Raw genomic sequence first — 21,339 nt, forward strand, 5'->3', positions numbered from 1 at the left:
ATCAGACCGCGTCGAGCACCGACGTGACAGCGGCCGTGCTCACCTCGGCCTGGTTGGCCAGCAGGACGAGCCGCTCGTCCGAGTCGGGCAGCCAGGCGGCGAACGCCTTGTAGCCGCCGTTGTCCCCCGAGTGGTGCACCGCCCGCCGCCCGGCCAGCGGCCCGACGAAGAACCCGTAGCCGTACGCCTCATCCGGCCGCCCGGTCGGTGCGTGCGGTGCGGTCAGCGCCGTCACCGAGGCCGGGGCGAGCAGCCGGCCCCGGCGCGGTACGTCCAGCCAGGTCATCAGGTCCGCAGCGGTGCACCAGACGTCACCCGCTCCCATGCTCACGGTCGCCAGGTCCCAGGACGGCACCGGACGGCCGCCCTCGTGCCCGACCGCCAGGTCCGGCCGGCCGTCGCCCGCACCGGCGAAGCTGCCCGTCATGCCCAGCGGCGCGAAGACCTCCTCGGCGAGGAACGCGGCGTACGGCCGGTCGGCCGCCCGCTCGACGGTCCGGGCCAGCAGCACGTAACCGGGGCTGCTGTAGTGCCACCCGGATCCGGGCGGGAACAGCGGCGGCAGCGCCGCGAACCGGTCCAGCAGCTCGTCCGGCTCGGCCGGTCCGTGCAGGTCGATCGCCGGGTACTCCTCCCAGTGGCCCAGGCCGGAGGTGTGGGTGAGCAGGTGGTGCAGCGTCATGCCGGACCATTCGGGCGGCGGCGTGCCGGGCAGCCACCGGGTGACGGGGTCGGTCAGGCGCAGCACGCCGCGCTCGGCGAGCAGCAGCACCGCCACGGCTGCCATCTGCTTGCTGATCGAGGCGATCTGGAACCGGGTCGCCGGGGTGCACGGCCGGCCGGACGTCTCGTCGGCCGCGCCGGCGACCCGGTCCACAAGCAGTTCGTCGCCCCGGGCCAGCAGCAGCACACCGCGTTCGAGGAATGGTGTCGACATCTGCGCGAGCCTAGGCACGCGACGCGCGCGCCGCAGTCCCGCCGACCCCCACCAGCGCGGTCACCGGGCACGCCGGCCGCCGAACGTCAGCCCTTCTCCAGGTATTCGGCGCGCTCCTCGTCGACCAGCGCGGCGACCGAGGCCGCCAGTGCCGGATGCCGGGCCAGCTCCGGATCCTCCTCGACCAGTTCGATCGCCTCGGCCCGCGCGTCGCGGATCAGCTCGGTGTCGCGCAGCAGGGACAGCAGCCGCAGGTGCGAGCGCCGGCCGGACTGGGTCGCGCCCAGCACGTCGCCCTCCCGGCGCTGTTCCAGGTCGAGTTCGGCGAGCTTGAAGCCGTCGGTGGTGGAGGCGACCGCGTCCAGCCGCTCCCGCGCGGACGAGCCCTCCGCCGCCTCGGTGACCAGCAGGCACAGACCGGCGGCCGAGCCCCGGCCCACCCGGCCACGCAGCTGGTGCAGCTGGGAGACGCCGAACCGGTCGGCGTCCAGCACGATCATCACTGTCGCGTTCGGCACGTTCACGCCGACCTCGACCACTGTGGTCGCGACCAGCACGTCCAGCTCGCCGTCGGCGAACGCGCGCATCACCGCGTCCTTCTCGTCGGCCGGCAGCCGCCCGTGCAGCACCCCGATGCGCAGCCCGTGCAGTGGCCCCTCGGCGAGCAGCGGGGCCACCTCGGTCACCGCCAGCGGCGGGCGGCGGCCGTTGTCGTCCTCCCGCGGCGCCTCCTCGTCCGACACCGAACCTTCACCGATCCGCGGGCACACCACGTACGCCTGGTGGCCCTTCGCGACCTCCTCGCGCAACCGGCGCCAGGCCCGGTCGAGGAAGGCCGGCTTCTCGGCGGCCGGGACCACGTGCGACGCGATCGGCGAGCGGCCCTGCGGAAGCTGGGACAGCGTGGACGTCTCCAGGTCGCCGTAGACGGTCATGGCCACGGTGCGCGGGATCGGGGTGGCGGTCATCACCAGCACGTGCGGCGGCTGCTCGGCCTTGGCGCGCAGCGCGTCGCGCTGCTCCACGCCGAAGCGGTGCTGCTCGTCCACCACCACCAGGCCGAGGTCGTGGAAGTCGACGCCCTCGTAGAGCAGGGCGTGCGTGCCGAGCACGATGCCGGCGCGGCCCTCGGCCACCTCGGCCAGTGCCCGGCGCCGGGCCGCCGCGCCGAGCGAGCCGGTGACCAGCTCCACCCGCGTGGCGTCCTCGGCGGCGCCCAGCTCACCGGCCCGGCCGAGCGGGCCGAGCAGGTCGAGGATGCCCCTGTGGTGCTGGGCGGCGAGCACCTCGGTCGGGGCCAGCAGCGCGGCCTGCCCACCGGCGTCGACCACCTGGAGCATGGCGCGCAGCGCCACCACCGTCTTGCCGGAACCCACCTCGCCCTGGAGCAGCCGGTGCATCGGGTGCGCCCGGGCCAGGTCGGCGGCGATCTCCCGCCCGACGACCTGCTGGCCGGAGGTCAGCTCGTACGGCAGCCGGGCGTCGAACGCGTCCAGCAGGCCGCCCGCCTTCGCCGGCCGGGCCCGCCCCGGCGACGCCGCCGCCCGGTGCTTGCGCTGCACCAGCGTGAGCTGCACCGCGAACGCCTCGTCCCACTTCAGCCGGCGGCGGGCCCGGTAGAGCGCCTCCTTGCTGGTCGGACGGTGGATCTCGCGAAGCGCGGTGCCGATGTCGATGAGGTTGCGGGTGGCCCGCACGGTGGCCGGCAGCGGATCCTCCGGCGGGGTGAACGTGTCCAGCACGACGCGGACGCAGCGGGCGATCACCCAGGTCGGCACCGCCGCCGCGGCCGGGTAGACCGGGATCAGCGCCCCGGCGAACTCCTCGACCTCCTCGTTGGCCGCCGCCTCACCCTCGCCGCCCTCGCCGAGCAGGACGTACTCCGGGCCGTTGAGCTGGCGCTTCCCGCGGAACTCGGTCACCTTGCCGGCGAACAGCCCCCACCGGCCGGGCCGCAGCTCCCGTTCCCGCCACGCCTGGTTGCCGAAGAACGTGCAGGTGAGCACGCCGCCGGAGCCGTCGCCGACGGTGACCTCCAGCAGGTTGCCGCGCCGCTGACGCATCGGGCGGACCGCGGTGCGCTGCACCTGGGCCAGCACGGTGACCTGTTCCCCCACGTCGAGCGAGCGGATGTCTGTGTGCTCGCCGCGCTCGTCGTACCGGCGCGGGAAGTGGTAGATCAGGTCGCCCGCGGTGTGCAGGTCGAGATGCCCGGCCAGCGCCTTCGCCGTGCGCTCGCCGACCAGCTTCTTCAGCGGCGTGTCCACGGTGGCCGCCTCGCTCGTCATTCGACCCCCACCAGGAGCGGATAGTGCGGCTGCCCGCCCTCGTACGCCTGCACCTCGACGAACGGCCAGGCCCTCTCGACGTGCGCGCGGACCCGTTCGGCCAGCCCGGCCGGCGCGTCGGCGCCGCAGAGCAGCGTGACCAGTTCGCCGCCGCCGCCGAGCATCCGGTCCACCACGGCGGTGCAGGTGTCGACCAGATCCTGCCCGATCAGGTGCACCTCGCCCTCGACCAGGGCCAGCACGTCACCCGGGCGGGCCGGGCCGGCGACGGTGAGGGCCTCCCGGGCGGCGTGGCAGACCTCGGCGTACCGGCAGGCGCCGGCCGCCTCGGCCATGGCGATCACGTCGTCCTCGAAGCGCCGCTTCGGATCGCGTACGGCCAGCGCCGCGAGCGCCTGCACCGGCGAGCGGGTCGGCACCACGCTCACCTTGATGCCGAGGCCGTGCGCCTCCTTGGCCGCCGCGCTCGCCACCGACTGGGTGTTCGGGTCGTTCGGCAGCACCACCACCCGGGCGGCGCCGGTGGCCCGGATCGCGTCGAGCAGCTCACCGGTGGACGGGTTGGCCGGCACCACCACCGCGCCCTCGGCGGCGAACAGCTCCGCGATGCCCGCACCGGTGGCCACCACCACGGCGGCCCGCCCCTCGGGCAGCGGCACCTGCGGCCCCGGCGCCGGGGCGACCTGGTCGGCGAAGCGGGTCACGCTGATCCGGTGCGGACGGCCGGCGACCACGCCCGCCTCGACCGCCGCCCCGATGTCGTTGACGTGCACGTGCACGTTCCAGGTGCCGGCGCCGTCGCCGACGATCGCCAGGGAGTCGCCGAGCGCGTCCAGCTCGGCGCGCAGCCGGGTCACCGCCTCGTCGGTGGCGTCGAGCAGGTACTGCACCTCGTAGGCGTACGCGTCGGAGCCGCTCTCCCGCACCGCGGTCGCCGGCACGCGGCGGGCGGGCGGCGCGGGCGCCGGCTGGGCCGGGCTCTCCCCGGTGACCACCTCGACCAGCGCGTCCAGCAGCAGGCACAGGCCGCGACCGCCGGCGTCGACCACGCCCGCGCGGGCCAGCTCCGGCAGCTGCTCGGGGGTACGCGCCAGCGCGTGCGCCGCCGCCTCGGACGCGGCCCGGGCCACGGCGCGCAGGTCGTCGCTGTCCGCCCGGCGGGCCGCGTGCGCCGCGGCGGCGACCACGCTCAGCAACGTGCCCTCGACCGGCCGGGCCACAGCGGCGTAGGCGGCGGTGGTGGCGTCGGCCAGGGCGTCGGCTAGCTGCCGCCCGCGCACGGCGGGCACGGCGGCGAGCGTGTCGGCGAGACCGCGCAGGATCTGCGAGAGGATCACGCCGGAGTTGCCGCGCGCCCCGAGCAGCGCGCCCCGGGCCATCAGCCGCAGCGCGTGCCCGTGCGGGGTGTGCCCGTCGTCGGGGAGCGTGCCGAGGTCCATGGCCAGGGCCTGCTGGGCCGAGGTGAGTGTGAGGACCAGGTTGGTGCCGGTGTCGCCGTCTGGCACCGGGTAGACGTTCAGCTCGTCGATCTCGCCCTGGTGGGCCCGGAGGGCGGTCAGCCCGCTCGCGCACCAGCGGCGTACCGCTGCGGCGTCGAGGGTCTCCAGCACGTCGGGAAGCCTACTGGCGTACACCGACACGCGCCGGGGTCGTCCGCCGCGTGTCCGCCCCGGCCGACGGCCCGGCGGGGACGCCGGTACGCTGGGTGGGCTCGCGAAAGGGCCGGTTGGGCGTACCGACTGTCATCGGGTAACCTGACCAGGTTGCCCGGGCAGCGCCTGGCGGCGACCTCATGAACGTTTCAATCCCAGGAGTATCCCGTGGCTAGCGTGTGCGACGTCTGTGGCAAGGGGCCGGGCTTCGGCCACAACGTGTCCCACTCGCACCGGCGGACCAACCGCCGCTGGAACCCGAACATCCAGTCGGTGCGTACCCCGGCCGGTGGTGGCACCACCAAGAAGTTGCAGGTCTGCACCTCGTGCATCAAGGCCGGCAAGGTCACCCGCGCCTGACGCGGTAGCGCCACCGGAACATCGTCGGTCGCCGGCGGATCCCTTCGGGGTCCGCCGGCTTCTGTCGTGTCCGGCGCCCCGGGGCGTTGTATCCACCGACCCGCCCCCGCACCCCTGACCGACCGTACGGCGACCGACGCGATCCGGCCGGTTAGGGTGCTGCTGCGCCGGCCGTCCGGTTCCGGCGCGAGCCGTGGGGAGGGTGACCGGTGGACCTCGATCTGGGTCGCGAGCAACTGGTGGTGGTGGGCGCGTCGTTCGGCTCGCTGAGCTGGTTCGACCAGGAACTGCCGCCCGGCAGCGTGGTGCTGGTCGAGGAACCGGATGTGATCGCCCGCCGCGACCTGGCCCGGTTCGCCGATCGGCTGCCGATGATCGGGCGCCTCGTCGCGGCCGAGTACCAGACCGGCTTCGACCCGGACGCCCTGCTCGCCCGCGAGCCCGGCCTCGCCGACGCCCGGCTGGTCCTGCCCGGCCTGGAGTACGCGGTCGGCGCCACCGCCCGGCTCGCCGAGCGCCTCGGCCTGCCCGGCGCCGGGGTGGAGGCCGCCGACGTCTTCTCCGACAAGCACCGGATGCGGCTGCTCGCCGACCGGATCGGGCTGGCCAACCCCGCGTACGAACTGGTCGACGACCCGGCGCGGGCGGTGGAGTTCGCGCAGGCGCACGGCGGCCGGTGCGTGCTCAAGCCCACCCGCCGCTCGGGCAGCCTGGGCGTTCAGCTGATCACCGACGCGGCCGAGGTGCCGGCCCGCTGGGCGGCGAGCGCCGCCCCGCCCGACCCGGCCGAGGCCACCGAGCGCGGCCTGCCCACCGGCGTGCTGGTCGAGGAACTGCTCGTCGGCTCCGAGCACAGCGTGGAGCTGCTCGTCGCCGACGGCGAGGTGGTCTTCGCCAACGTCACCGACAAGCGGATCGCCGGAGGCCGCTACCCGGTCGAGACCGGCCACACGGTGCCGTCCGCGCTGCCCGCCGCCGCGCACGACGCGCTGCGCTCCGCCGCGGTACGCCTCGCCGAGGCGGCCGGCTTCCGCAGCGGCATGCTGCACAGCGAGTGGATCCTCGCCGACGGCGTGCCGACGCTGGTGGAGTGCGCGGCCCGGATGCCCGGCGACATGATCACCGCGCTCATCTCGATCGCCTACGAGCGGGACGTCATCGAGGCGTACCTGCGGATCCTGCGCGGCGAACGGCCGGCGCTGCCGGCGCGGGCGACCGGCGCGGCGGCCATCGAGTTCCTGATCGCGCCGCCCGGCCGGGTCACCGCCGTGGACGGCAGGCGCGACGCGCTGCGCGTGCCGGGCGTGCTCGACGTGCAGGTGGAGACGAAGGTCGGTCAGACCGTGCCGGAGCTGCTCTCCTCGGCGCACCGCAGCGGGCACCTGATGACCTGGGGCGCCACCCCGGACGAGGCCGCGAACGCCGCGCGCCGCGCCGCCGGGGAGATCCGCATCTCCGTCGCCTAGAGCGTGCGGGCGTACGACAGGCAGCCCGGGGCCTCCTTGTAGAAGCCGAAGTTCGGGATCCGCTCGTAGCCCGCCGAGGTGTACATGGCGATCGCCTCGGGCTGCTTGTCGCCGCACTCCAGCACGATGCGCTTGCGACCGTGGTCGCGGGCGGACCGCTCGACCGCGGCGAGCACCGAGCGGGCCACGCCCCGGCCCCGCGCCGCCGGGTCGGTGTACATCCGCTTCAGCTCGGCCGTGTCGCCGTCCTCGCCGTGGCTGCGCCAGCCGCCGCAGCCCACCGGCCGCCCGTCCAGGTAGGCGACGAGGAACGCGCCGTCCGGCGGGGTGAACTCGGCCGCGTCGACCGGGGTCTCGTCGCCGCTGCCGCCGTACCGGGCGCCGAGGTCGGCCAGCGCCGCCCGGATCAGCGCCTGCGACTCGGGCGCGTCGAAGCGCCGCTCCCGGATCTCGATCTCGCTCACCGTGCCAGGTTACGACCGCCGCCGGCCCCGGCCCGGCCCGGCGGCCCGGGGTCGGACGCAGATCACTCCGGCCCCGCCACTGCGCCGGCCGTGCCGGCTGTTCCGCCGTCCGGCGGCTGTGCCGGCTACTCCGCCGTCCGGCGGCTGTGCCAGCTACTCCGCCGTCCGGCGGCTGTGCCGGCTATTCCGCCGTCCGCCGGAAGTGGTCCCAGCCGCGCGGGCCGCTGTAGGCGGCGCCGTCGACGGTGACCCCGGCGCCGGGCGCCACCCGCCCGACCGGCCGCCAGCCGTCGGGAAGCGCGGCGTCCCCCGGGAACGTCGCCGCCAGCGCGTGGTCCTCGCCGCCGGCCAGGATCCAGGTGTACGGGTCGACGCCGAGCGCCTGCGCCGCGTCCCGCATCTGCCGGGGCACCTCGAACGCCTCACGGCTCAGGTCGATCGCCACGCCGCTGGCGGTCGCCACGTGCCCGAGGTCGGCCAGCAGCCCGTCCGACACGTCGATCATGGCGGTGGCCCCGGCCGCAGCGGCGGCGGGTCCGGCGGCGTACGGCACCTCGGGGCGGCGGAACGCCTCGACCAGCAGCCGGGGCGTGCGGAAACCCCGGGACAGCACGGTGTAGCCGGCCGCCGACCAGCCGGTGCGCCCGGCCAACGCCACCACGTCGCCGGGGCGGGCGCCGGAGCGGACCACCGGGGCGCGGCCGGCCAGGTCGCCGAGCGCCGTCACCGCGACGGTGAGCGTCGGGCTGCCGGACATGTCCCCGCCGACCACGCTCGCGCCGACGAGCGCTGCCTCCGCGCCCAGCCCGTCGGCCAGTTCCTCGGCCCAGGCCGGGTCCAGCTCGGCCGGCATGCAGAGCGCGACGAGCAGCGCGGTCGGGGTGGCGCCCATGGCGGCGATGTCCGCGAGGTTCGCCGCCGCCGCCCGGTGTCCCACGTCTCGCGCCGACGACCAGTCCCGGCGGAAGTGCCGCCCCTCCACCAGCACGTCGGTCGAGGCGACCACCCGCCGGTCCGGCGCCGCCACCACCGCGCCGTCGTCGCCGGGGCCGAGCAGGCAGTTCTGTCCCTGCGCCAGCCGGGCGGTCACCCGGTCGATCAGGCCGAACTCGCCGACATCAGTGACAGTCATTCCGTCCCCTCGCTCCGCTGCGTCGTTCCGCACGTCCCACCCCTGTCCGTACCGGCGTGTGCTCGCTCACCGCGTCCGACCGGCAACCGATAGGGATCACGGCCGCTCAGTACGGTAGTTTCACCCTTCGGGTCGCCCGGAGGCGACGGACGGAGGTCGAGTCGTGGTACAGGCGTACATCCTCATCCAGACCGAGGTCGGCCGGGCGCGTGACGTGGCCGGTCTGATCGCGGACCTGGCCGGCGTGGTACGGGTCGACGCCGTCACCGGGCCGTACGACGTGGTAGTGCTCACCGAGGCGAACACCGTCGACGAGCTCGGCAAACTCATCGTCAGCAAGGTGCAGATGGTGCCCGGCATCACCCGCACCCTCACGTGTTCGGTGGTGCGGCTGTAAGTGGACGAGAAGGACACCTCCCCCCGCCGGGACGGCGCCACCCGCCGTGCCGCGCTCTGGGCGACGCTCGTCGCGGTGCCGGTGACCCTGGCGGTGGCCGGGTTCACGTTCGCCAAGCTGGCCCCGGAGTCGCCGGACGCCGAGCCGAGCGCTTCGGCGAGCCCCCGGACGCAGTCCAGCGCGCCGGTCGAGATGCCCGCACCGGCGCTGGCCGAGCGCCCGACCATCCTCTGCCGGGCCCTGATGTCCCAGCTCCCGGACAGCGTGCGCGACCTGGCGCAGCGCCCGGTGACCGCGGGCCCGGAGCAGAACGCCGCGTACGGCGACCCGGCGCTGACCGTGGCCTGCGGGGGCAGCCCGGCGCAGTTCCCGCCCACCGACGAGGTGTGGACGGTCAACAAGGTCTGCTGGCACGCGGCCGAGGAGGCCGACGCCACGATCCTGACCACGGTCGACCGGGAGACCCCGATCCAGGTCCGGGTGCCGAAGTCGTACGAGCCGCCGCTGCAGTGGGTGACCTCGATCTCCGACACGATCGTCAGCTCGGTCCCCTCGGCGAAGCAGGCCCCCTCGGGCTGCTCCGCCTGACGCCCGCCGGCTCAGCGGCCGGCGCGGCGGTGCAGGCGGTCAGCGGCCGGCGCGGCGGTGCAGGGCGGTACGGATCAACCGGTTGACCAGCTTCGGGTACTCCAGCCCGCTGGCCGACCACATCCGCGGGAACATCGACGTCGGGGTGAAACCCGGCATCGTGTTGATCTCGTTGAGGTAGACGTCCATCTGCGGGGTCACGAAGAAGTCGACCCGGGCCAGGCCGGAGCAGTCGAGCGCGGTGAACGCACGGGTGGCGTAGTCGCGCACCTGCCGGGCCACCGGCTCGGGCAGGTCGGCCGGTACGTCGTACTCGCAGACCTCGTCGGCGAAGATGTACTTGGCCTCGAAGTCGTACCAGTCGCGGTCGCCGATCATGCGCACCTCGGCGAGCACCGAGGCCTCCGGCGCGCCACCGGCCTCGCCCTCCAGCACGCCGCACTCGATCTCGCGGCCGACCACCGCGCCTTCGACGAGCACCTTGCTGTCGATCTCGCGCGCGGTGACGAGCGCGGCGTCCAGGTCGGCCCAGTCGTCGACCTTGGTGATGCCGAACGAGGAGCCGGCCCGGGACGGCTTGACGAAGACGGGCAGCCCGAGGCGCTCCTTGTCCTCCTCGCTCAGCGACATCCCGGCGCGCAGCACCGCGTACGGGCCGACCGGGATGCCCTCGGCGGCGCAGAGCTTCTTGGTGAACTCCTTGTCCATGGCCGCGGCGGAGGCGAAGACGTTCGCGCCGACGTAGGGGATGTCGGCCATCTCCAGCATGCCCTGGATGGTGCCGTCCTCGCCGTACGCGCCGTGCAGCACCGGGAAGACCACGTCCACGTCGGCGAGTGCGACCGGCCCCTGGGCCGGGTCGAGCACCATCAGGCCGCCGACGGCGGGGTCGGCGCGCAGCACCAGTTCGGCGCCGGAGCCGGCGGTGATCTCGGGGAGCTTGCGGTCGGCGATGGCGAGCCCGCTCGGGTCACCGCTGGCGAGCACCCACTGGCCCTGCCGGGTGATGCCGACCGGGACCACCTCGAACTCGTCCGGGTCGAGCGCGGCCAGCACGCTGCCGGCGCTGACGCAGGAGATGCCGTGTTCGGGGCTGCGGCCGCCGAAGACGATCGCCACGCGGGTCTTGCCTGGGGTGGTCATGGTCACCTCATCGTTCGCGACTGCGGCTGGCCGTGCTCGCCGGTGGCGCTCACCCGAATGACCTTACTGTGCGTTGCCGCAAGCGGTGGTCGTTACCCGGGGAGACACGGAGTCGCGTGGCAAACGGTCAAGGTGACATCTACGGTGAGTAACGGAACGGTGTGTCTCAGAAGACCGGTTGCCGGGGCCGGCGGCCGACCGCGATGACCTTCACGCGTTGCCGGCCGGCCCGCACCATGCCCAGCGCCATGAACGCGCCGGCGATCCGGTCGGCGGCCTCCCGGCTGCTCGCGCCGACCACCTGGCGGCGGCGTTCCGGGCTGGTCCGTTCGTCACGCCGGGTGCCGTCCGGTGGACGCACGTCGGTCAGGACCACCAGGAACCTGGTCACCGCGGAACCCCTCCCCGTCTCGTGGACCGGCAGGGGCACGCGGCGGTCGGATCGTGGGGGAGTGAAGAATCCGACCACCGCGCGCCCCATCCCCTCCGGTCGCTCACCATCACCGTCGCCACGACAACCGATGGTGAGGACGCCGTCACACATTGACAGGTTCACCGGCGTGAATGCAACTCTCATCGACTTTCTCTCATGCCCGCTTTCCCGCGGGATGTGCGACCATCGATGCATGGCGCCGAAGACCGCCCGGGCCCGACGGCTCGGCATCGCCCTGCGGACCCACCGGGAGGCCGCCGGCCTCACCCTGGAGGCCGCGGCCGACGAGATCAACAGCACCCGGAGCACGTTGTCCCGCTACGAGAACGCGCAGACGCTCGTCAGTCCCGCCACCGTGCGAGCGCTGCTGACCAGCTACGGCGTGGGCCCGGCGGACATCGCCGCGGCGGTGCAGCTGGCGAAGGACGCCCGCAAGCCGGGCTGGTGGGTGTCCTATTCGTACCTGCTGGACCAGCGCACCATCGACTTCATCGCGTTGGAGGCCGAGGCCACCGGCATCGCGAACTTCGAGCCGTCGGTGGTGCCCGGCCTGCTCCAGACCGCCGACTACATCCGCGGGGTGATGCGCGGCGGGCCGCACACGCTCACCGACGAGCAGGTGGAGCAGCGGGTCCAGCTACGGCTGGACCGCCAGCAGCGGCTCTCCGGCGCCGAGCCGCCGATCCTCGACGCCATCATCGACGAGGGCGCGCTGCTGCGCCCGGTCGGTGACCGCTCGGTCATGTCCGGCCAGCTCCAGCACCTGCTGAAGATGGCCGAGCTGCCGAACGTCACGGTGCAGGTGATCCCGCTGGCCGCCGGCTACCACCGGGGCACCCGGGGATCGCTGCACATCCTGGAGTTCGCCGACCCGGAGGACCCGATCATCGCCTCGGTGGAGACCGTCGCCGGGCAGATGGTCCTCGACCGGCCGGGCGACCTGCGAACCTGCGCCAAGATCATGGAGCACCTGCGGACCGTGGCGCTGAGCCCGGCGGCCAGTCGGGACCAGCTCCTCCGCCTGCTGAACGAGAGGTGACCAGATGAACGGCACGAACCGCGCGAACCCCACACCGGCCCGCTGGCGCAAGAGCAGCCACAGTGGCGACGAGGGCGCGTGCGTGGAGATGGCGCCGCTGCCCGGCGCGGTGGCGGTCCGCGACTCCAAGGACCCGGCCGGCCCGGTGCTGGTGTTCCCGCCGCAGGCGTGGGCCGCGTTCACCGCGGCACCGCCGCACGCCTGAGCGGCCCGTCATCGGGCGGCGATCAGCCGAGTGGGGCGGCGGCGGTGACGATGCCGCGTACCGCCTCCAGCGCCGCGATGGCCACCCCGCGCGCCCCGGCCATGTCCCGGTCCGGCACCAGCGCGAAGGTGGCCACCGCCCGCTGCTCCTCCCGGAGCACCGTGTGCTCGGCGACGGCGGCGAGGAACCAGTCCCGGAACTCCGGCGCCGCCTCCACCACACCCCCGCCGACGAAGTACGCGTGCGGGTCGGTGAAGTTGGCCGCGATGGTGAACAGCCGCCCCAGCGCCTTGGCCTGCTGGGTGAACACCAGGCGGGCCAGCGGGTCGCCGCGTTCGCCGTAGCCGCGCAGCAGCTTCGCCGCCCGGTCCGGCTCCTCCGCCGCGAGCGGATGCTCCGGGTGCCGGGCCAGCCAGTACGGCAGCAGGTTGCGCCGGATCGCGGTGAGCGAGGCGACGCTCTCCGCGTCCCCGGTGAAGCCGCAGGCGCAGACCGGCGCCGCCTGGTCCGGCTCGACCAGGCCGTCCAGCGGGATGTGCACGTGCCCGAACTCGCCGGCCATGCCGGCCGCGCCGCCGACCACCCGGCCGGACTCCACCACTCCCCCGCCGAGCCCGGTGCCGACGATCGCGGACACCGACGACCGGGCCATCGCCTCGGCGCCGAAGTGCACGTGGTGCGCGTAGAGCGCGGCGGCGTTGCCGTCGTTGGCGTAGACCACCGGGAGGCCCAGCCGCCGCTCCAGCGCGGTGCGCACGTCGAAGCCCCGCCAGGCGGGCTGGGAGAAGTTCGTCGAGCCGCGGGACGAGATGACGCCGGTGGCGCTGGCCGGGCCGGGCGTGTCCAGCCCGACCGCGCGGACCAGGTCACGCGGCACGCCGGTGTGGGCCAGGACGCCGTCGAACGCCCGCGCCAGCGCCTCCACCGCCGCCTCCGGGCCGTCGCCGACCTCGCTCGGGATCTCCAGCAGCCCGTCCACCAGGAACCGGCCGTCGACGGTCAGCACCGTGGCGTTGTCGCTCGTGCCCCCGTTGTCCAGTCCCACCACCACCGGCACACCTGAGCCGCCCACCGCCACCGCCTCCCGCCGCGCCTGACCCGAGGCTAGTTCCCGCCCGGCCCACCCGCCACGCCCCGGCGCGGACTCCCCGGCGCGGTCAGCCGGGACGACGGGCGGTGACCGCCGTGGCCTCCCGCTCCTCGTCGCGTACCACGGCCGGGTCCAGCCCGGCGGCGGTGAACACGGCGCACAGTTCCGGGGCCTGCGCGGCGCTCGCCTCGACCACGACGTGCCCGCCCGGCGCGAGCCACTCGGCCGCGCCGGAGGCGACCCGGCGCAGCACGGACAGGCCGTCCGTGCCGCCGTCCAGCGCCACCGGCGCCTCGTAGAGACGCGCCTCGGCCGGCAACGAGGCCACCGCACCGCTCGGCACGTACGGCGCGTTCGCCACCACCAGGTCCAGCTCTCCGCGCCGCCCGGCCGGCAGCGCGTCGAACAGGTCGCCCTGGTAGACCGGGACGCCGAGCGGTTCGAGGTTGCGCCGGGCGCAGGCCACCGCCACGGGGTCGATGTCGGCGGCGGCCAGCCAGCGGGGCGCCAGCCGTTCGTGCAGCACCACGGCGGCGGCGCCGGAGCCGCAGCACAGGTCGAGCACCGCCGGTGCCGGCCCGGCCAGCGCCGTCGCCGCGTCAACGAGCAGCGCGGTCCGGCCGCGCGGCACGAAGACCCCCGGGTGTACGGCGATCCGCCGGCCGCAGAACTCGGCCCAGCCGAGCAGGTGCTCCAGCGGCAGGCCGGCGACGCGACGGTCGACCAGCCGGGTCAGCGACTGCGCCGAGTCGGCGGCGGCGATCAGCAGTTCCGCCTCGTCCTCGGCGAAGACGCAACCGGCGGAGCGCAGCCGCCGGACGAGGGCGGGACGGTCGGGGGTGAACACGGTGGATGCCATGGCAAGCCTTTCGGGAAGCGCTCGTCGGCGCCCCCGGCGTCGCCTCAGCCCCGAAGCGACGCGGACTCGGAGGGAGCGCCGGTCCTCTGCTGGTGGATCGGACTCACCTCCTCGGGTCGGGGCCGCACGGGCCGTGGCCGACCGTCACGATAGCCCAGCGGCCGACACGCCGTCAGCCCGCCGCGTCGAGCGCCGCCGACACGTCGGCGAGCAGGTCGGCGGTGTCCTCGACGCCGCAGGAGAACCGCACGAAACCCGCCGACGTGTCGTCACCCCACTGGGCCCGCCGGTCGGCTGTGGTGTGCAGGCCGCCGAACGAGGTGGCCGCGGCCACCAGCCGGGCGGCGCCGAGGAACCGGGCCACCCGGCGCTCGTCGCCCAGGTCGAACGAGAGCACACCCGGTACGCGCCGCATCTGGGCCGACGCGACCGGGTACGCCGGGTCGTCCGGCCGTCCGGGCCAGCGCACGCCGGTGACGTCCGGGCGGCCCGCGAGCAGGTCGGCCAGCGCCCGCGCGTTCGCGGTCTGCCGGGCCAGCCGCAGGTCGAGCGTGGCCAGCGAGCGGTGGGCCAGCCAGCAGTCGAACGCGCCCGGCACCCCGCCGGTGGCGTTGCGCCAGGTGGTCGCCGCGTCCCGCAGCCCGGCGTCCCGGGTGGCCAGGTAGCCCAGCAGCAGGTCCGAGTGGCCGGTCAGCGCCTTGGTGCCGGAGGCGACCACCACGTCCGCCCCGAGGTCCAGCGGACGCTGCCCGAGCGGCGTCGCGGTGGTGTTGTCCACCGCCACCAGCGCACCGGCGGCGTGCGCGGCGGCGGCCACCGCCCGGACGTCGGCGACGTCCAGGCCGGGGTTCGCCGGGGTCTCCAGCAGCACCAGCCGGACACCCTCGAACGAGGGGTACGGCCCGGCCGTCGGCACGAGCACCACGCGTACGCCGAGCTGTTCCAGCGTGTCCGAGGCGAACGCGCGCACCGAGTAGTAGCCGTCGGCGGGCAGCAGCACGGTGTCGCCGGGGCGCAGCACGGTCAGCAGCAGCCCGGTGATGGCGGCCTGGCCGCTGGCGAAGACCCGGCAGTCGCCGCCCTCCAGCTCGCCGATCGCGGTCTCCAGCAGCCGCCGGGTGGGGTTGTCGGGCCGTCCGTACCCGTCCACCGCCGCCGACGGGCCGCGCTCCGGGTCCAGGTGGTACGGCGCGGCGAAGACCGGGCCGGGCAGGAACGGCTGCCCGGGTACCGCGTCCGGCAGGCCGGCGTGCACGCTGCGCGTGCCGTCACCCCAGTGCTCGTCGGTCATCCCGGCTCCGCTCACTCGTACGACTCGGGCTTGGCGGTGCGGCTCATCAGCGCGTCCACCGCCAGGCGCGGATCCATCCCCTCGTGGCAGATCCGCTCGATCTGCTCGGTGATCGGCATCTCCACCCCGTGCGCCCGGGCCAGGTCGCGGATGGCCAGGCAGCTCTTGACGCCCTCGGCTGTCTGCCGGGTGGCCGCCTGGGCCTGTTCCAGCGTCTCCCCCCGGCCCAGGTGCTCGCCGAAGGTGCGGTTGCGGGCCATCGGCGACGAGCAGGAGGCGACCAGGTCACCCATGCCGGCCAGCCCGGCGAACGTGATCGGGTCGGCGCCGAGCGCCACGCCCAGCCGGGCGGTCTCGGCCAGGCCGCGGGTCATCAGCATGGCCCGGGTGTTGTCGCCGAAGCCCATCGCGGTGGCGATGCCGTACGCCAGCGCGATCACGTTCTTCACCGCGCCGCCCAGCTCGCAGCCGATCACGTCGTCGTTGGTGTACGGGCGGAAGTACGGCGTCCGGATGGACGCCTGCACCAGCGCGGTGCGGCGGCTGTCGGTGCCCGCGACGACAGTGGCGGCCGGCTGCTCGGCGGCGATCTCCGGGGCCAGGTTGGGCCCGGAGACGACCACCACCCGGTCGGCGGGCACCCCGGCGGTCTCCGTGATCACCTGGCTCATCCGCTTGGTGGTGCCCAGCTCGATGCCCTTCATCAGCGACACCAGCGTGGCGTCCGGCGCCAGGTACGGCGTCCAGTCGGCGAGGTTGCCGCGCAGCGTCTGCGAGGGCACCGAGAGCACCACCACCTCGGCCCCCTCGATCGCCTCGGCTGCGTCACCGGTGGCGGTCACCCGCTCGGGCAGGCGTACGCCCGGCAGGTACTCCGGGTTGTGCCGCCCGGTCCGGATCGCCTCGGCCACGGCGGCCCGGCGGGCCAGGACCGTCACGTCCCGCCCGGCGTCGGCGAGGATCTTGGCGAACGCGGTCCCCCAGGAACCGGCGCCCAGCACGGCGACGTGCCCGCTCATTCGGTGACCTCCCGGGTGCCGGTGCGGGCGGGCCGCTGCCAGAGCGGCGGTGGTGTGCCGCCGCGGATCTCCGCGACCAGATCCCGGATGCGCAGCATGATGGTGTCCGTCATCTCCTCCAGGATCGGCCGGGTCGGCGTGGCGCCGGCCCAGCGGCTCAGGTCCACCGGCGGACCGGCGATCACCGTCACCGGGGTACGCGGGCGCAGCCCGAACCGGGCCGTACGCGGGTCGAACATCCGTTCCGGGCCGACCATGGCGATCGGGACCACCGGGGCGCCGGTGGCCAGCGCCAGGCGGGCCGCGCCGGTCTTGCCCTTCATCGGCCACAGGTCCGGCTCGCGGGTGGTGGTGCCCTCCGGGTAGATCACCACCGCGCCGCCCTCGGCCAGCGCCGCGACCAGCTTGTCCAGCGACTTGACCGCCTCGACTGTGCCCCGCTCGACCGGGATCTGCTGGCACCGGTGCAGGATCCAGCCGACCACCGGCACCCGGAACACGCTGGCCTTGCCGAGGAAGCGCGGCCAGCGCCCGGCGTCGTAGATGTAGTGCGCGACCACGAGCGGGTCGGCGTGCGAGATGTGGTTCGGCACGAGGATCACGCCGCCGTCGCCGCGCAGGTGCTCCATGCCCCGCCAGGTGCGCCGGGTCCAGACCGTCATCAGCGGCTTGACCAGCACCACGGCGAGCCGTCGCCAGACCCCCAGCCTCCGCCGTGCCACAGTGCCTCCTCGATCCGCCCTCGCGCCCCGGCACAGAATCATGCCTGTTCGCCCCCGCTGCGGCCAGTGCGGGTACCGCCGCCCTCGCTGGCAGGATGGTCGGCGTGTCTGAGGCCCGCTGGACCGTGGTGATGCCGGTGAAGCGCCTTCCGGCGGCGAAGAGCCGTCTGCGGGGCGCGCTGCCCGGCGTACCCCATGAGGAGCTGGCGCTCGCCCTGGCGGCCGACACGCTGCGCGCGGTGCGGGCGTGCCCGGCGGTCGCCGGGGTGCTCGTGGTCACCGACGACCCGCGGGTGAGCGCGGCGGCCGGCGCGGCGGGCGCCCGCGTCGCCGGCGACCCCGGCGGCGGGCTGAACGCGGCGTTTCGGCACGGCGCGGCCGTCGCCGGGCCGCGCGCCGCCGTGGCCGGCCTGACCGCCGACCTGCCGGCGCTGCGACCGGCCGACCTGGCCGCCGCGCTGCGGGCCACCCAGGGGGTACGCGGGTTCGTGGCTGATGCCCCGGGCGGAGGCACCGTGCTGCTCGCCGCGCCGGCCGGGACGCCGCTGGCGCCGCGGTTCGGGCCGGGCTCGGCCGCGGCGCACGCGGCGAGCGGGGCGCTGCCGCTCGCCGGCGACTGGCCCAGCCTGCGCCGGGACGTGGACACCCCGGCGGACCTGGCCGACGCCGCCGGGCTGGGCGTGGGGCCGCGCACGGCCGCGCTGCTGGCCCGGGTCGCCACGGCGGTGGAGTACGGTGCTGGCATGCAGGGGACGGTGGCGACCTACGACGCGTCGACCCGCAGCGGTGTGCTGCTGCTCGACGACGGCACCGAGCTGGCGTTCCCGGCCCGCGCGTTCGACGCCTCCGGGCTGCGATTGCTCCGGTTGGGGCAGCGTGTCCGGATCGAGCGGGACGCCGACGGCGAGGTGGTCCGGGTGACCTTGCCGACGATGGCGTGAACAACCTGGCCCGAGTTCATTTTCCGTTCACCCTTATCGGGGAATCATGAGGTGGTGAGCACCCCTCGCGAGCAACCCGACGGCCCGCCGCCGATCCTCGACCCCGGCACGCCCCGCAACGGCCGCCCCACCCGCGGCCCGGACGGGCGGTTCCGCCAGCCCCGCCCCCCGGAGGAGCGCCTCGGCGCCGATCCGGACGCGGCCGACGCGGCCGGGCTGGACGAACCGCTCGACCCGGTGGAGGGCCCCGGCCCGGCCGACGAGACCGCAGCGGACGCCGCCCCGTCGGCCGTGCCGCCGCTGCCGGAGGACCGCTTCCTCAACCGGGAGCTGTCCTGGCTCGACTTCAACGCCCGGGTGCTGGCGCTCGCCGAGGACCCGCGCACCCCGCTGCTGGAACGGGCCAAGTTCCTGGCCATCTTCGCCAGCAACCTGGACGAGTTCTACATGGTCCGGGTCGCCGGGCTGAAGCGGCGGCTCTCCGCCGGCCTGCCGGTACGCGGCGGTGACCGGCTGCCGCTGCGCACCCAGCTCGACCTCGTCACCTCCAAGGCGGCCGGCCTGGTCGCCCGGCACGCCGCCTGCCTGGTCGACGACGTGCTGCCGAAGCTCGCCGCCGAGGACATCCGCATACTGCGCTGGAGCGATCTGGACGACGCCGAGCGGGAGCGGCTGCGCACCTGGTTCCGGGAGCACATCTTCCCGGTGCTCACCCCGCTGGCGGTCGACCCGGCGCACCCGTTCCCGTACATCTCCGGCCGGTCGTTGAACCTGGCCGTGTCGGTACGCGACCCGGACGGCGGCTCGGAGCTGTTCGCGCGGGTCAAGGTGCCGAACAACGTGCCCCGGTTCGTCCGGGTCCACCGCGACCAGCCGGGCGTGCGGTTCCTGCCGGTCGAGGACCTCATCTCGGTGCACCTCGGCCAGCTGTTCTCCGGCATGCAGGTGGTCGAGTGCCACCTGTTCCGGGTGACCCGCAACGCCGAGGTGGAGGTGGACGAGGACCGCGACGAGGACCTGCTCCAGGCGCTGGAACGGGAGCTGGCCCGGCGCCGGTTCGGCCCGCCGGTACGCCTGGAGGTCGCCGCCTCCATCTCCGACCACATGCTGGAGCTGCTGGAACGCGAGCTGGACATGGACGGCCACGACGTGCTGCGGGTACGCGGGCTGCTCGACCTGTCCGCGCTCTGGCAGGTCTACGGCGAGGCCGACCGGCCCGACCTCAAGGACCCGTCGTTCGTGCCGGCCACCCATCCGCGCCTGGCCGAGGGTGAGGTGCCGCGCAGCGTCTTCGCCACCCTGCGCGACGGCGACGTGCTGGTGCACCACCCGTACCACTCGTTCGCGACGAGCGTGCAGCGCTTCGTCGAGCAGGCGGCGGCCGACCCGAACGTGCTCGCCATCAAGCAGACGCTCTACCGCACCAGCGGCGACTCCCCGATCGTCGACGCGCTCGTCGACGCGGCCGCCGCCGGCAAGCAGGTGGTGGTGCTGGTCGAGCTGAAGGCGCGCTTCGACGAGGTGGCGAACATCGGCTGGGCGCGCACGCTGGAACGAGCCGGCTGTCACGTGGTGTACGGCCTGGTGGGGCTCAAGACGCACTGCAAGACCGCGCTGGTGGTACGCCAGGAGGGCAACCAGATCCGCCGCTACTGCCACATCGGCACCGGCAACTACCACCCGAAGACCGCCCGGCTCTACGAGGACTTCGGCATGCTCACCGCCGACCCGGAGATCGGCGCCGACCTGACCGACCTGTTCAACGTGCTCACCGGCTACAGCCGGCAGACCGCGTACCGGCGGCTGCTGGTGGCGCCGCAGGGCATCCGCAGCGGCCTGATCGAGCGCATCGACCGGGAGATCGAACACGTCCGGCTGGGCATGCCGGGGCTCGTGCAGTTCAAGGTGAACTCCCTGGTGGACGAGGAGATCACCGACGCGCTCTACCGGGCGTCGCGGGCGGGCGTGCACGTGGACCTGCTGATCCGCGGCATGTGCACGCTGCGGCCGGGCGTGCCGGGCCTGTCGGAGAACATCCGGGTCCGCTCGATCCTCGGCCGGTTCCTGGAACACTCGCGGATCTTCCGGTTCGGCAACAACGGCGACGCCGAGTTCTGGATGGGCTCGGCCGACCTGATGCACCGCAACCTGGACCGCCGGGTGGAGGCGCTGGTGCAGGTGAGCGACCCGGTGGCCCGGGCCGAACTGGACCACGTCCTCGCCGCCGCGTTCGATCCCGACGTGGACGCGTTCGAGCTGGCCGCCGACGGCACCTGGCACCGGCGTACCGCCGACGGCGACGTGCCGCTGACCCACCTCCAGGATCTGTTGCTGCGCCGGGTCGGCGGCCGGGCGGACTGACCGGGCGTGGCGCGTGGCGGGCGGGCATACGGTGAGCGGGTGAGCGACGACGAACCGGTGCGGATCCGGGCCGCGGGCGGCGTGGTGTGGCGCCCGGGTCCGGCCGGCGTCGAGGTCTGCCTGGTGCACCGTCCCCGGTACGGCGACTGGTCGCTGCCGAAGGGCAAGCTGGACCGCGGTGAGCACCCGCTCGTGGCAGCCGTCCGCGAGGTGGCCGAGGAGAGCGACGTACGCGCCGTGCCGCAGGTACGCCTGCCCACCGTCCGCTACCGCAGCGAGGGTCTCGCCAAGGCGGTCGACTACTGGTCCATGCGGGCGGCCGGCACCGGCGGTTTCCAGCCCGGCACCGAGGTCGACGACGTGGCCTGGTTCCCGGTCGACGACGCGGTACGCCGGGTCAGCTACCCGCACGACGCCGAGGTGATCGCCGCGTTCGCGGCGCTGCCGCCGGTCACCGCGACGGTGCTGCTGGTCCGGCACGCGCACGCCGGCAAGCGCGGCACCTGGACCGGCCCCGACCACGGCCGCCCGCTGGACGAGCAGGGGTGGGCGCAGGCACGTCTGCTGGTCCCGCTGGTGGCGCTGGTCCGCCCGGCCCGCCTGTTCTCCGCCTCGGCCCGGCGCTGCGTGCAGACGCTCGACCCGGCGGCGGCCCGGTTGGACCTGCCGATCGAGGTCTGCGGCGACTTCGACGAGCCGGTGCCGGGCCAGCAGATCGAGGAGTGCGCGCTCGCCGCCGCGGCCCGGGTGACCGCGCTGGCGCAGGCCGTCGGGACGGTAGCGGTGTGCAGCCAGGGCAAGGTGATCCCGGGCGCGCTGGAACGGCTCACCGGCCGCGTGGACGAGGACTTCACCACCGCCAAGGGCGGCGGGTGGCTGCTGCCGTTCGCCGGTGACCGGTTGGTCCTTCCCGACCGGTTGTGAGGCCGGCCGCGGTCGTTGCGGCGGCCGC

At 74.7% G+C, this 21,339-nt stretch carries 21 protein-coding genes and 1 pseudogene; 10 read left to right on the forward strand and 12 right to left on the reverse strand.

All coding sequences use genetic code 11. The annotated features are described in order from the left end of the window. Nucleotide 1: 1 nt before the first annotated feature. From M8C11_RS10690 to M8C11_RS10700, 3 genes are all read right to left on the reverse strand, one after another. Nucleotides 2-937, reverse strand: a complete 936-nt coding sequence (locus M8C11_RS10690; protein ID WP_252449429.1) for a serine hydrolase — start codon at nucleotides 935-937, stop codon at nucleotides 2-4. 86 nt (nucleotides 938-1,023) lie between these two features. Next, nucleotides 1,024-3,225: an ATP-dependent DNA helicase RecG gene (gene recG, locus M8C11_RS10695; protein WP_252449430.1), complete on the reverse strand. Its 2,202-nt coding sequence runs from the start codon at nucleotides 3,223-3,225 to the stop codon at nucleotides 1,024-1,026. Beyond that, entirely contained in the window at nucleotides 3,222-4,835 is a 1,614-nt protein-coding gene (locus M8C11_RS10700; protein ID WP_252449431.1) for a DAK2 domain-containing protein, read from the reverse strand. The genes recG and M8C11_RS10700 overlap by 4 nt, the downstream gene beginning before the upstream one ends. A gap of 210 nt (nucleotides 4,836-5,045) precedes the next feature. On the opposite strand from M8C11_RS10700, the gene rpmB reads away from it, so the two are divergent. Then, complete coding sequence (gene rpmB / locus M8C11_RS10705; RefSeq protein WP_013284551.1) at nucleotides 5,046-5,237, forward strand: 50S ribosomal protein L28; 192 nt, start codon at nucleotides 5,046-5,048, stop codon at nucleotides 5,235-5,237. Nucleotides 5,238-5,446: 209 nt separating this feature from the next. After that, nucleotides 5,447-6,703 (forward strand): ATP-grasp domain-containing protein, encoded by a 1,257-nt coding sequence (locus M8C11_RS10710; RefSeq protein ID WP_252449432.1) that lies wholly within the window; start codon nucleotides 5,447-5,449, stop codon nucleotides 6,701-6,703. On the opposite strand, the gene M8C11_RS10715 is transcribed toward M8C11_RS10710, so the two are convergent. Together M8C11_RS10715 and M8C11_RS10720 are read right to left on the reverse strand one after the other, a co-directional pair. Beyond that, the gene (locus M8C11_RS10715) at nucleotides 6,700-7,167 is read right to left on the reverse strand and encodes a GNAT family N-acetyltransferase (protein ID WP_252449433.1); all 468 of its coding nucleotides are present in this window, start codon (nucleotides 7,165-7,167) and stop codon (nucleotides 6,700-6,702) included. The two genes, M8C11_RS10710 and M8C11_RS10715, sit on opposite strands and share 4 nt — an antisense overlap. Nucleotides 7,168-7,348: 181 nt before the next feature. Further along, nucleotides 7,349-8,299 (reverse strand): thiamine-phosphate kinase, encoded by a 951-nt coding sequence (locus M8C11_RS10720; protein WP_252449434.1) that lies wholly within the window; start codon nucleotides 8,297-8,299, stop codon nucleotides 7,349-7,351. A gap of 163 nt (nucleotides 8,300-8,462) precedes the next feature. Between M8C11_RS10720 and M8C11_RS10725 the strand changes: the two genes are divergently transcribed. Then, on the forward strand, nucleotides 8,463-8,696 hold the full coding sequence (locus M8C11_RS10725; protein ID WP_013284547.1) for an Lrp/AsnC ligand binding domain-containing protein: 234 nt from the start codon (nucleotides 8,463-8,465) through the stop codon (nucleotides 8,694-8,696). Next, a complete protein-coding gene (locus M8C11_RS10730) occupies nucleotides 8,697-9,284 on the forward strand; it encodes a DUF3515 domain-containing protein (RefSeq protein ID WP_252449435.1) in 588 nt (195 codons plus the stop codon). Nucleotides 9,285-9,323: 39 nt separating this feature from the next. Here the strand turns inward: M8C11_RS10730 and M8C11_RS10735 are convergent, their stop codons facing one another. Then, complete coding sequence (locus tag M8C11_RS10735; RefSeq protein ID WP_091420221.1) at nucleotides 9,324-10,427, reverse strand: D-alanine--D-alanine ligase family protein; 1,104 nt, start codon at nucleotides 10,425-10,427, stop codon at nucleotides 9,324-9,326. Between the two features lie 166 nt (nucleotides 10,428-10,593). Continuing rightward, on the reverse strand, nucleotides 10,594-10,818 hold the full coding sequence (locus M8C11_RS10740) for a hypothetical protein (protein WP_252449436.1): 225 nt from the start codon (nucleotides 10,816-10,818) through the stop codon (nucleotides 10,594-10,596). Nucleotides 10,819-11,053: 235 nt separating this feature from the next. Here M8C11_RS10740 and M8C11_RS10745 point away from each other — a divergent pair, with 235 nt between their 5' ends. Both M8C11_RS10745 and M8C11_RS10750 read left to right on the forward strand, forming a co-directional pair. Beyond that, complete coding sequence (locus tag M8C11_RS10745; RefSeq protein WP_013474343.1) at nucleotides 11,054-11,899, forward strand: helix-turn-helix transcriptional regulator; 846 nt, start codon at nucleotides 11,054-11,056, stop codon at nucleotides 11,897-11,899. Between the two features lie 4 nt (nucleotides 11,900-11,903). Then, the gene (locus M8C11_RS10750) at nucleotides 11,904-12,104 is read left to right on the forward strand and encodes a DUF397 domain-containing protein (protein WP_120571209.1); all 201 of its coding nucleotides are present in this window, start codon (nucleotides 11,904-11,906) and stop codon (nucleotides 12,102-12,104) included. Nucleotides 12,105-12,126: 22 nt separating this feature from the next. Here the strand turns inward: M8C11_RS10750 and M8C11_RS10755 are convergent, their stop codons facing one another. The 5 genes from M8C11_RS10755 to M8C11_RS10775 all read right to left on the reverse strand — a co-directional run bounded on the left by M8C11_RS10755 (nucleotide 12,127) and on the right by M8C11_RS10775 (nucleotide 17,085). Beyond that, nucleotides 12,127-13,176: an ROK family protein gene (locus M8C11_RS10755; RefSeq protein WP_252449437.1), complete on the reverse strand. Its 1,050-nt coding sequence runs from the start codon at nucleotides 13,174-13,176 to the stop codon at nucleotides 12,127-12,129. 85 nt (nucleotides 13,177-13,261) lie between these two features. Beyond that, a complete protein-coding gene (locus M8C11_RS10760; RefSeq protein ID WP_135243721.1) occupies nucleotides 13,262-14,053 on the reverse strand; it encodes a putative protein N(5)-glutamine methyltransferase in 792 nt (263 codons plus the stop codon). Between the two features lie 172 nt (nucleotides 14,054-14,225). Continuing rightward, nucleotides 14,226-15,344 (reverse strand): cystathionine gamma-lyase, encoded by a 1,119-nt coding sequence (locus tag M8C11_RS10765; RefSeq protein WP_252449438.1) that lies wholly within the window; start codon nucleotides 15,342-15,344, stop codon nucleotides 14,226-14,228. Between the two features lie 11 nt (nucleotides 15,345-15,355). Then, nucleotides 15,356-16,363 (reverse strand): NAD(P)H-dependent glycerol-3-phosphate dehydrogenase, encoded by a 1,008-nt coding sequence (locus tag M8C11_RS10770; protein WP_120571211.1) that lies wholly within the window; start codon nucleotides 16,361-16,363, stop codon nucleotides 15,356-15,358. After that, the gene (locus M8C11_RS10775; RefSeq protein ID WP_013474338.1) at nucleotides 16,360-17,085 is read right to left on the reverse strand and encodes a 1-acyl-sn-glycerol-3-phosphate acyltransferase; all 726 of its coding nucleotides are present in this window, start codon (nucleotides 17,083-17,085) and stop codon (nucleotides 16,360-16,362) included. Before M8C11_RS10775 ends, M8C11_RS10770 begins: the two co-directional genes overlap by 4 nt. A 95-nt stretch (nucleotides 17,086-17,180) precedes the next feature. Here M8C11_RS10775 and cofC point away from each other — a divergent pair. The 4 genes and pseudogenes from cofC to M8C11_RS10795 all read left to right on the forward strand — a co-directional run. Continuing rightward, a pseudogene (cofC, locus tag M8C11_RS10780) lies at nucleotides 17,181-17,804 on the forward strand (2-phospho-L-lactate guanylyltransferase); the annotation flags it as partial. A 24-nt stretch (nucleotides 17,805-17,828) separates the two neighbouring features. Next, on the forward strand, nucleotides 17,829-18,026 hold the full coding sequence (locus tag M8C11_RS10785; RefSeq protein ID WP_043330566.1) for a cold-shock protein: 198 nt from the start codon (nucleotides 17,829-17,831) through the stop codon (nucleotides 18,024-18,026). Nucleotides 18,027-18,080: 54 nt separating this feature from the next. Beyond that, the gene (locus M8C11_RS10790) at nucleotides 18,081-20,387 is read left to right on the forward strand and encodes an RNA degradosome polyphosphate kinase (protein WP_374667784.1); all 2,307 of its coding nucleotides are present in this window, start codon (nucleotides 18,081-18,083) and stop codon (nucleotides 20,385-20,387) included. A gap of 6 nt (nucleotides 20,388-20,393) precedes the next feature. Further along, entirely contained in the window at nucleotides 20,394-21,311 is a 918-nt protein-coding gene (locus tag M8C11_RS10795) for an NUDIX hydrolase (RefSeq protein WP_252449439.1), read from the forward strand. Nucleotides 21,312-21,339 lie beyond the last annotated feature (28 nt).

The organism is Micromonospora sp. CPM1 (assembly GCF_023896895.1).
Taxonomy (GTDB): Bacteria; Actinomycetota; Actinomycetes; order Mycobacteriales; family Micromonosporaceae; genus Micromonospora; species Micromonospora tulbaghiae.

Bases quoted from the DNA above. Each gene is read 5' to 3' on its own strand.
- M8C11_RS10765 (WP_252449438.1), bottom strand. From the start codon at position 15,344: ATGACCGACGAGCACTGGGGTGACGGCACGCGCAGCGTGCACGCCGGC.
- M8C11_RS10720 (WP_252449434.1), bottom strand. From the start codon at position 8,299: ATGACTGTCACTGATGTCGGCGAGTTCGGCCTGATCGACCGGGTGACC.
- M8C11_RS10785 (WP_043330566.1), top strand. From the start codon at position 17,829: ATGCAGGGGACGGTGGCGACCTACGACGCGTCGACCCGCAGCGGTGTG.
- M8C11_RS10750 (WP_120571209.1), top strand. From the start codon at position 11,904: ATGAACGGCACGAACCGCGCGAACCCCACACCGGCCCGCTGGCGCAAG.
- M8C11_RS10745 (WP_013474343.1), top strand. From the start codon at position 11,054: ATGGCGCCGAAGACCGCCCGGGCCCGACGGCTCGGCATCGCCCTGCGG.
- M8C11_RS10690 (WP_252449429.1), bottom strand. From the start codon at position 937: ATGTCGACACCATTCCTCGAACGCGGTGTGCTGCTGCTGGCCCGGGGC.
- M8C11_RS10760 (WP_135243721.1), bottom strand. From the start codon at position 14,053: ATGGCATCCACCGTGTTCACCCCCGACCGTCCCGCCCTCGTCCGGCGG.
- M8C11_RS10735 (WP_091420221.1), bottom strand. From the start codon at position 10,427: ATGACCACCCCAGGCAAGACCCGCGTGGCGATCGTCTTCGGCGGCCGC.
- recG (WP_252449430.1), bottom strand. From the start codon at position 3,225: ATGACGAGCGAGGCGGCCACCGTGGACACGCCGCTGAAGAAGCTGGTC.
- M8C11_RS10770 (WP_120571211.1), bottom strand. From the start codon at position 16,363: ATGAGCGGGCACGTCGCCGTGCTGGGCGCCGGTTCCTGGGGGACCGCG.